General features: G+C 65.9%; 8 protein-coding genes and 2 pseudogenes. 6 read left to right on the forward strand and 4 right to left on the reverse strand.

Translation table 11 applies throughout. The annotated features are described in order from the left end of the window. The 3 genes and pseudogenes from Q0283_RS00200 to Q0283_RS00210 all read right to left on the reverse strand — a co-directional run. Positions 1-304: pseudogene (locus Q0283_RS00200) on the reverse strand (hypothetical protein); the annotation flags it as partial. A gap of 29 nt (positions 305-333) precedes the next feature. Then, positions 334-642 carry a hypothetical protein gene (locus tag Q0283_RS00205; RefSeq protein WP_298041880.1) on the reverse strand — a complete coding sequence of 103 codons (309 nt, stop codon included), beginning with the start codon at positions 640-642 and terminating at the stop codon, positions 334-336. An 84-nt stretch (positions 643-726) separates the two neighbouring features. Then, complete coding sequence (locus Q0283_RS00210; RefSeq protein WP_298041882.1) at positions 727-1323, reverse strand: hypothetical protein; 597 nt, start codon at positions 1321-1323, stop codon at positions 727-729. A gap of 473 nt (positions 1324-1796) precedes the next feature. Here Q0283_RS00210 and Q0283_RS00215 point away from each other — a divergent pair, with 473 nt between their 5' ends. The 6 genes from Q0283_RS00215 (at position 1797) to Q0283_RS00240 (ending at position 7093) form a co-directional block, all read left to right on the forward strand. Then, the gene (locus Q0283_RS00215) at positions 1797-2282 is read left to right on the forward strand and encodes a hypothetical protein (RefSeq protein WP_298041884.1); all 486 of its coding nucleotides are present in this window, start codon (positions 1797-1799) and stop codon (positions 2280-2282) included. Positions 2283-2289: 7 nt separating this feature from the next. After that, positions 2290-2637: a glutaredoxin family protein gene (locus tag Q0283_RS00220; protein WP_298041885.1), complete on the forward strand. Its 348-nt coding sequence runs from the start codon at positions 2290-2292 to the stop codon at positions 2635-2637. Between the two features lie 155 nt (positions 2638-2792). Then, positions 2793-4256, forward strand: a complete 1464-nt coding sequence (locus Q0283_RS00225; protein ID WP_298041886.1) for a chromosome partitioning protein — start codon at positions 2793-2795, stop codon at positions 4254-4256. 4 nt (positions 4257-4260) lie between these two features. After that, the gene (locus Q0283_RS00230) at positions 4261-5337 is read left to right on the forward strand and encodes a transglycosylase SLT domain-containing protein (RefSeq protein WP_298041887.1); all 1077 of its coding nucleotides are present in this window, start codon (positions 4261-4263) and stop codon (positions 5335-5337) included. An 8-nt stretch (positions 5338-5345) separates the two neighbouring features. Next, entirely contained in the window at positions 5346-5996 is a 651-nt protein-coding gene (locus Q0283_RS00235; RefSeq protein WP_298041888.1) for a hypothetical protein, read from the forward strand. A gap of 878 nt (positions 5997-6874) precedes the next feature. Then, the gene (locus Q0283_RS00240; RefSeq protein ID WP_298041890.1) at positions 6875-7093 is read left to right on the forward strand and encodes a helix-turn-helix domain-containing protein; all 219 of its coding nucleotides are present in this window, start codon (positions 6875-6877) and stop codon (positions 7091-7093) included. Between the two features lie 772 nt (positions 7094-7865). On the opposite strand, the pseudogene Q0283_RS00245 reads toward Q0283_RS00240, so the two are convergent. Further along, positions 7866-8950: pseudogene (locus tag Q0283_RS00245) on the reverse strand (hypothetical protein); the annotation flags it as partial.

Genomic DNA, 8950 nt, shown 5'->3' on the forward strand with positions numbered 1-8950 from the left:
TCAGGGCCCGGATGACCCCGGCCGTGGAGGACCGGAACAGGGACCAGATGACCTGCACGGCGACGAAGATCAGCAGGAAGGGGATCATGGCCAACACCATGACGTTGAGCATCCCGGGGTGCTCGATCGTGGCGGCCGCCTGCCCATCCACGTTCACTACGACCGTGCCCCCGACGATGGTCATCCACCACTCCGGGGTCATGGACCCGGCCGAGAACGAGTCCCGGATGAAGGCCCACGCCGCCGTGGCGAAACCCAGGATGCCGTCGCGCAAGAACGCCTGCATCGGTTCCAACAGATTCATGACCCCTCCTTCCCGTCGTCCGAAGCAGCTCAGGCGAACAGGGGCACGCCGGTGGCCCAGGAGATGATCCCGCCGATGGAACCGACGACCACGGCCGCGACCACGCCCCACAGCAGGATGCTCAGGCCCGCGTCCTGGGCCCGGCCACCGCCGGAGAGCTTGCCGAACAGCCACACCACCAGCCCGGCGACCACGGCGATGACGAACAGCACCAGCGCGGTGGCCAGCACCATCCCGCCGATGTTCTGCAGCTGGTCCATCCACGGGGCGTTGAAGTTCGGCGTCACCCCCGGGTCGTACCCCTTGGCCATCACGGACAGCGAAGTCAGTGCATTCATGGTTCGTTTCCCTTTCCTTGTGCCCCTGCACGGGGCTCCCCCCTATGCCCCCGTCGGGCACAGGAAATCTGTCGGTGTGGTTGGTCAGTCGATGGTGTGTGTGAGGACCTGCTCGTCCGATCCGCCGACCGCGACGGTGTCGTAGACGCGCATCTCGACCTCGGTGCCCGAGGCCGCCTCGGTGTTCTCTGCCGAGCAGTCCGTGCCGGTCGGATACCACTTCAAGGTCATGACCTGTTCACCGGGTTCGACCGTCAGCCCGCCCTGGGAGACCTCCTTGACCACGGCGGCGCGCTTGGGCTGGTCGAGCTTGGGGTCTTCGTCGTCGAAGTTCCGGACCGCCTGCGCGGTGCAGGTCGTCTTGGGCGCCTTGCGGTCGATCACGACCTGCCCGGGGCGGGCGGCCGCAGGCATCAGCGAGTCGGTGCCCAGGGACGATCCCCACTGCACCGCCCCACCGAGCGAGCCCAGCACCACCGCCCCGAGCACCCCGGCCCCGGCCATCTTCAGGCCCTTGGTGGAGCCCTCCGATGAGCCGGTGGCCTTGCCGCCGAGCCAGCGGACCAGTCCGACGACGCAACCGATGGCCAGCAGGATGATCGCCGCGCCGATGAATGTGGCGGCGACCGAGTTCAGTCCGTCCGGGCCGGTCAGGCCCCAGGGATCAATTCCGTCGAGCATGATGTCCTCCTTGAGTGGGTTCTCGAGGACAGTTCGCCCGGTGACGCAGGGAGTGTGTGTCAGCAACACCCGCACCAGGCCCGCCGGGACACGGGCTTCTAGAGGCCGGCGATGATGCTGAACACCAGAGCCCAGACCAGCAGGGCGATCACGGCCGCCCGGCCAGCAGAACCCGACCGCGCCCGGTCCTGGCCCACGTGGGCATCCGCTCCTGGACCTGCTCGCGCAGCTCTGCATCCACGCTCGTGGCGACCCAGACGGCCCATGCCCGCGTCATCCGGACACGCCGGGCCGCCCGACAGCGCAACCGACGCTCCCGCCGACCCCACCTTCTCCCGGTACATCGCCGTGGGCAGGGTGATAGGGCTGATGGTGACCGTCTTGCGTCACCGCGTGGCCGCCTGACTCCGCGTCGCCGACACGCGTCTGCACTGGACCGGTCGAACTGGGGGCATCCGATGAAAGGACGACCCATGGCAATCCCGACCACCCTCTCGATCCAGTTCAAGTGCGGCCATGCCGAAACCAAGGACCTCTCGTCCACGCCTGCTGGCAAACGCAAGGCCAAGGCCTTCGGGCTGGGGAAGAACTTCGTCTGCTCCCGGTGCTTCAAGGCATCTCGGCGCGATGAGTTCGACAAGCACAACCAGGACCTGCTGATCCAGGCGCAGGGGTTCGAGGAGGAGCACGGCCTGCCTGAACTGACCGGTTCGGAGGGGCAGGTGCGGTGGGCCACTCGCCTCCGCTATCAAGTGCTCACCGAGCTCATCGACGCGGCCGAGGCGCACCGGCCTGTCTTCGATGCTGAACAGGTCATCGAGGTCGCCAAGTCTCTGGTCCGGGCCGGCTGGTGGATCGACAACACCAGAGACGAGGGCCTGGACGTCGATGACCTGCTCACCCTGATCACTACCGCCGTCGACGAGGACGACCTCGTTGCCACCGAGAACCCGTTCTGAGGACCCCATGACCATCCAGGCAGCCACGACCATCCAGCCATCCCTGTTCCCCGCGGAGGACCCCATGATCACCGTCAACGGCACCCAGGACTGTGTGCAGTGCACGCGCGCCACCGCCCTGTTGGACCGGGAGAACGTCCCGTACGAGTACATCGACCTGGCCTTGGAGGAGAACCAGTCCAAGCTGGCCGCGCTGCGTGCGGCCGGGTTCCAGCAGATGCCGGTCATCGAGACCCCCACCGAACGCTTCACCGGGTTCGACCCGGACCGGATCAAGAACGCCGCCACCGAAGTGCGGGAATCCCTGGCGACCTCAACCCCCGAGCTGACCGCTCCCCAGCTCGCGACCGGTTGATAGCACTCTGCTACTGAACTGCTATCTCGCTGATACTGCGGCAACGGCCAGGGTCACCGAAATCCGGTGATCACTGGCCGTTCTCGTTGACACACACTCGCTGCCGACCGAGCGAACTTCTGGTGACACCCCACCTCATCTGAAGGAGAAGCATCATGGCTCCGGTTAGCACCCTCTGGCTCAGCGCGAAGGTCACCCTGGTGGATCGCACCGGCACCCGCGTCCGGGCAGAATCCCTTGAAGTCGCCACGGCCAAGATCACCGGGTACTCCCACCGGTCCGCGCCCCTGCTCGGATTATCCGAGGCCCACACCTCCGGCCCCGGTTTCACCCCCGGTGCTTGGCGGTTGGTCGAGGGCCAGCTGGCCCCAGCGTCCGGGGACGGGGTGCCGGACTACCGGTTGGAGTACTCGGACTTCCACCTGGCCGACGTCGAGGGCCAACGTCTGTCCCCGGTGACCATGGACAACCTGCCCACGATCGGACAGAACATGGCCACCCGCTCCGGGCAACAGATCACGATCGACACCCACCTGCCCGGGGTGCGCACCCACCGCTACGACCCCGTCGCTGCCCCGAGCACCGCTGACATCGAGCCAGCCGAACCGAGCGGGGAGGACCCGGGCACAGACTCGCTGGCCGGCACGGTGGAACATGTCGCGCCCGCTCCCGCTGCGGCAGGCCCTCGGCAGCCGGCCTCCGCGGCCGAGGCGTTTGCCACCCGCACCCAGAGCCGCCGGGACGCCCTCAGCCCGGCTCACACCGGGTGGCGCGGAGCCCTGAACAGTGCCCTCGGGCTGCGGCTGGCCCCCGGGGCCGGGGAGCAACGCACCCGGGCGTTGAACGCCACCGTGCAGAAGGGCCTGCCCGGGCACCGCACGGCCGTGGTGGTGAACATCAAGGGCGGGGCCTCCAAGACCACCGCCACCTACCTGCTGGCCGCCACCCTCGGCCGGGTGAGGGGCGGGATGGTGCTGGCCTGGGACAACAACGAGAACGCCGGGAACCTCGGCGACCGGGCCATACCGGCCGCGCACTCCCACACCGCCCTGGACCTGCTGGAACACATCGAGGACTTCACCACCCCCGAACACGCCGACAAACTCGCCGGGTACATCCGCCCCCAGGGCGAGAACAAGTTCCACGTGCTGGCCTCCCAGAACGAGGCCGGGACCAAAGAGGTCATCAACGCCACCGCCTTCCGGCGGATGCACGCCGCGCTGCGCCAGTTCTACCAACTGGCCATCGTGGACACCGGCAACGCCTCCACCGCCCCCACCTGGCAGGCCGCCGTCGACGTGGCCGACGTGCTCGTGGTGGCCATCTCCAACAAGGAAGACGCCGCCCGCCGGGCCTTCACCACCATCGACGCCCTGCGCGCCGAAGGCTACGGGGAGAAACTGGCCAACGGGGTCGCCATCATCACCCAGCCGCGCACCGCCTCCAAGCAGCGGCTGGCGGAGATCCAGAACAGCCTGACGGGCCTGGTCCGCTCGGTCGTCGTGGTGCCCTACGACCGCACCCTGGACGACGGCGGGGAGATCATCTGGGAGGCCCTGGCCCCTCGCACCCGGGTCGCTTACCTGCAGGTCACCGCGGCCGTCGTTCAGGGCATGTGAGCCGATGCTGAACAAGACCGCCGTCGGACTCGGGTGCCTGGGCACCGCCCTGCTCGGACTGATCCTGGGCGCGGTGTTGCTGTTGCTCACCCTGGCCGTCTTCGAGGGACCGGCCGCCGAGGGTGGGGTCTGCCGCCCGGAGGCCGGGACCGGGTCCGTGCCCAACGAATACCGCCAAGCCATCGCCACCGCCGCAGATCACGCCGGGTTGCCCGAAGCCGTGCTGGCCGCCCAGATCAACCAGGAATCCCGGTGGGACCCCACTGCGGTCTCCCCGGTCGGGGCGCAGGGCCTGACCCAGTTCATGCCCGCCACCTGGGCCCAGTTCGGTGACGGGGCCGACCCCTTCGACCCGTTTGCCGCCATCGCCGCCCAGGGTCGGTACATGAAGCACCTGCGCGCCCAGGTCGCCCCGCTGGCCCAGAACGAGCACGAGACGATCCGGCTCACCCTGGCCGCCTACAACGCCGGACCCGGTGCCGTGCTCAAACACCAACGCATCCCCCCGTTCCAGGAGACCCAGCAGTACGTCCAGAAGATCACCACCGCCGCCGGCGGGACCGGCGGCGCCGGGCTCTGCGCCGCCCTGGGCGAGCTCAACGTCGAGGGCGTCGGCGTCGACGACTACCCCTACCGTGAGCCCGTCGGCGTCGACGGCTGGGGCCACGCCCGCAGCCTGTTCGGTCACACCCAGCGCCAGTGCACCGACTTCGTGATGTGGCGCATCAACCAATCCCTCGGCTGGAGCGAAGGCGAGGGCAAGCCGCCGTTCACCTTCGCCGCCCTCGGCGTCGGCTACGGCCCCGGCCAATCCGGGGCAGGCTCCTGGAAGGACATCCTCACCCAGGCCGAGGGCGTCAGCTTCCACACCGATGATCCTCGCCCGGGGGACATCGCCTGGTGGGGGTACAACGACATCGGCGGTGGCTACGGCCACGTCGGCTTCGTCGCCGCCGTCCAGGGGGACACCGCCATCATCGAGCACTACAACCTCGCTACCCCCAACACCTACTCGGTGACCAACACCCCGGTCAGCGACGTTCCCGGATACATTCGACTGCCCGCCTCCACCCAGGAATAGTTCAACCCATGCGCTCCACCCGATTCACCCTCCTCCTCGCCGCCATCGTGGTCGCCGTCGTCCTGCTGACCACCGGCATCGTCTACGCCGTCACCCGGACCACCCAGCCAGATACCACTGACGCCACCCCGACCACCGCGCAGACTGCCGCGCCCCCGTCGACTACTCCCGCCGATGCCGCCACCGGCATGGCCTGGGAAACCACCGCACCACCCGCCACGGCCTCGAGCTCCCCTGGGGTGACGGCCCGGAAGCTGAACCGCAAGGGCATGAGCGCCGATGAACTCGTCACCACCGCTGCCCAGGTCATGACCACCTGGGACACCACCACCGACGTCTCACCCACCGACGCCTACCGCCGGGCCCTGCCCTTGTTCGTGGACAACTACCAGGAAATCTTCGTCACCCCCGCCAAACCCGTACTGCCCGAGGACTGGTGGGAAGCCGCCGAACACGACGCCACAAGCACTTCTCAGGTGCAAGTCACCGACACCTACCCCCAGGGCGACACCACCACGTACTACGTCGTGGCCTCCTGGACTTGGCAGTCCGGGGATGGCTGGACCCTGACGCCCGACCCGGCCCACATGACCTTCCAAGTCACCAAGGACCAGACTGGTTACGTCATCCAGAACTGGACCGATCAGCAACTCCAGTAGCGCCCTGTACCCACGGGAGAAAGCGCAGATCCCGGCGACCTCTATGAACCGAGCTGCCACCCGCGACCGAGGTCAAAGAACAGGAGAGTCGGAGAGCAGGTCGTGGACCTCGCCCGCAAGGCCTAAGCCTGAGGGGGAGAGACCAAGACCCATTTTCGCTGGCTTCCGATGGGCCTGGATGAGTGATTCAAAGGGGGCAGTGGCCGCAGGCAGTCAGAGTGATCGCTTGATGGGGGCGACGATGATGTCGTTGCACCAGATTGCGGAGGTCAGCGCCAACAGGCGTTGGGTGATGCGGGCGCCGATCCCGGCCACAGTGCAGCCACCGTGGGTTTCCAGGTCGAGCTGGCCCGTGAGGGCGTCTTTGAACGACTCGATGACCTGGCGTAGCGGCTTGAAGAAGCGGGCCCCTGGCCGGGCAGGCTTGCCTCTGCGGGCCGGGCACAGCAGATCCAGGCCGGCCTCGAAGTAGTTTTGTCACCGATGAGGATCTGCCGGTGTCCGCCGGTCCGGGGCACCGGGGTAGAGCGGAGCCAACATCTTCTGGATCGCGTCCTTGGAGAGATAGGGCCCGATGTCGCGACCTCGGCCCAGTCGATGGTCGACCGGCTGGACTCGATGTTGTACTGCTCGTGTTCCCCACGCGACCCTGCGCGGACGACCCAGGCTTGTGACGGCATGCGCATTCCTCCGTGTGGTCTGCGGCCTACCCCAAGGCCAGCCTGTCTCGACCTGCCACATGGACACCCCTCAACCCCGCTCGAGACATTGGCTGACCTGGGTACACACATGGATGGCGATAATGGCTGTCGCTTGCTCAACTCTTAGTCTGTGCTTCAAAGGCACAAAGCCGATCGTCGAGACTATGGAGTGCGAAGATGAATGATCCCGAGGTCGTGGACACCCTGCTCGAGGGGCAGCCTGAGCTTCTGACAACTGATGAAATCTGCACGCTTATGCGTGTAAGCCAGGGGACCGTGCTGCGTTGGATGAAGGATCAGAAACTCCCGGTGATTTCAGTTGGACCGAGGCTGCGCCGCGTTCAACTCTCCCGCTTCCGTGAGTGGCTGCTGCAAGCAGACGAGATCAAGGACTAACTGTCCGGAGTCCGTCGTGCCCCGTGACTGGCTCGCTAGGACGTCGATGGTCGACCGGCCAAGCCGAACTCAACGAAAGCTAAGGGCGGGGCCTTGGTGGTTCGTGCAGTCGACTTCCTTAATCCGTGCCGCCCAATTCTGACTGGCTGACTCTTGCTTGCCATGCAACGTCCCGCTCGTCCCGGCGACATCGCTTGTACACGGCTTACTTGCAACGGTCAGTCCAGCTTGCCCGGGGGAACCGCTCGACGGGCATCGGCTGATCACACGACCCGCAGCGGACAGCGAGAGAGCGAGAGGACGAGGGGGAGATGAGCGCCGGGTGTTGGTCATGGGTTCCTTCATAACGCGCCCTCGTTACACCGTCGCTTACAGAAGGGCCCGGAGTGCATCTTGGTGCCAGAGGTGTGATGACTGATCTAGCGTTCTGGTCTTTGCATTCGGGCCGGGTCGACGTGTCTTGGTTTCTGCGAATGTGGGGAGACTGTGAAGGAAGCAATGTGTAACGCTCTCGGACCTTCGCCGACTGAAAAGTCAGCAGGGCCTGGACCTCCGGTCGCGGGCATTTCAGACCGCCCTCCTGCACAGGGAAGAAAGCGTAACGATCTCTTCGGTCGCGAAGGCAACCGCTCGACGAAGCCTCAAACAGACGGGTATTTCCGCCGGGCGCCAAGGGCCTCGGATCACCTAAGCTCAGCCACTTAGCCTGCCGCTGGCTGGTCGCAGTCACTGCGCTGGCCGTGCTGAGGAAGTTCGCGATGTCTGCAGGGTTCTACAGTCGCTCAGCTTCTGCGATCGCGTCGTTCACGCCATATACACCGGCCTCGAGGAGGGTGTCCACAACGTCGAGCAATGCCGCCCGATGGCTTCGGTTGCGAGATTGTGCCAAGCCACGGACTACGAGCTCACTGATGTAGTGCGCGTCGCCCGCAGCACCTGTCCGAATATCACCGGCTTCGCAGCCAAAGACGGAAATAAAACGTTGCGCCGCCTTCAAAACAAGACCGTCAACCTTGTCTGGCGCGTGCTGCAGCGTAATCAGTAGCTGCGGTGTGGCATGGTCGTAAGCAGGCGATTCAATGAGCGCAGTCAGCAGATCGGCGAAGGGACGGAGTGAATGGCCGCGTAGGTGAGGAGCGACCTCAGCGGCAGCCTCTAGGACTCCGTCATCGTCGTCATCCATGAGGCCGATCAGAGTGGAGCTCGCAAGCTCGGCGTTCAAGGTGCGGTCAACGCGATTGGCGCAGATCTTCGCAGCGCCCTTGCGCGTCCGGGCGTCACCTGCCAACGCCTGCGTCATCAATTCGGGACGGCTCCATTCGAGGGCAGCGAATGCTGCGAGTGCTCCGCCCGCTTCGCGTGCCTCAGCGTCTTGTGACTGCAACATCCGCTGGATAACTGGGTCAATAATCTCTGGATCGACATTGCCGATGTAGAGCATCAAGCGCGTCACCATCCCCGCCGCCAAGATTCGGTCGTCGGCATCGATCAGCTTTTCGAACGCCGCGACTGCGTCCGGACGAGCATGTCGGAGTGACGCTGCGACTGTATGTGCAACGCACGAGCGGACGAAGAGGACTGGATCGCTCGCGAGTGCGTCAAGATGCGGTCGGACGAGTTCAGTACGTTCGCCGTCAGCGTCGTAGACGAGCAAGTCACCAATCGCTTCGGCAAGGCTGCCTCTCGCCGTGTTGATGCCGTGGTTATGCATATCGGCAGCACTTCTGCCATCGTCTCCCTCGCGAGTGACGATTGGTGAGTCGTCTTTTGGGTTCGAAGACTGAAGTGCGCGGTCGCGGAGAAGCTCGACTGATATGTAGTGGACGTCTGTCAAGTGGCAGGGTGAGGCGCCCGTCC

It is taken from the genome of uncultured Citricoccus sp., assembly GCF_937871995.1.
Lineage (GTDB): Bacteria > Actinomycetota > Actinomycetes > Actinomycetales > Micrococcaceae > Citricoccus.

Coding starts and splice junctions, on each gene's coding strand:
- Q0283_RS00240 (WP_298041890.1), top strand. CDS start 6,875: ATGAATGATCCCGAGGTCGTGGACACCCTGCTCGAGGGGCAGCCTGAG.
- Q0283_RS00235 (WP_298041888.1), top strand. CDS start 5,346: ATGCGCTCCACCCGATTCACCCTCCTCCTCGCCGCCATCGTGGTCGCC.
- Q0283_RS00205 (WP_298041880.1), bottom strand. CDS start 642: ATGAATGCACTGACTTCGCTGTCCGTGATGGCCAAGGGGTACGACCCG.
- Q0283_RS00215 (WP_298041884.1), top strand. CDS start 1,797: ATGGCAATCCCGACCACCCTCTCGATCCAGTTCAAGTGCGGCCATGCC.
- Q0283_RS00220 (WP_298041885.1), top strand. CDS start 2,290: ATGACCATCCAGGCAGCCACGACCATCCAGCCATCCCTGTTCCCCGCG.
- Q0283_RS00225 (WP_298041886.1), top strand. CDS start 2,793: ATGGCTCCGGTTAGCACCCTCTGGCTCAGCGCGAAGGTCACCCTGGTG.
- Q0283_RS00210 (WP_298041882.1), bottom strand. CDS start 1,323: ATGCTCGACGGAATTGATCCCTGGGGCCTGACCGGCCCGGACGGACTG.
- Q0283_RS00230 (WP_298041887.1), top strand. CDS start 4,261: ATGCTGAACAAGACCGCCGTCGGACTCGGGTGCCTGGGCACCGCCCTG.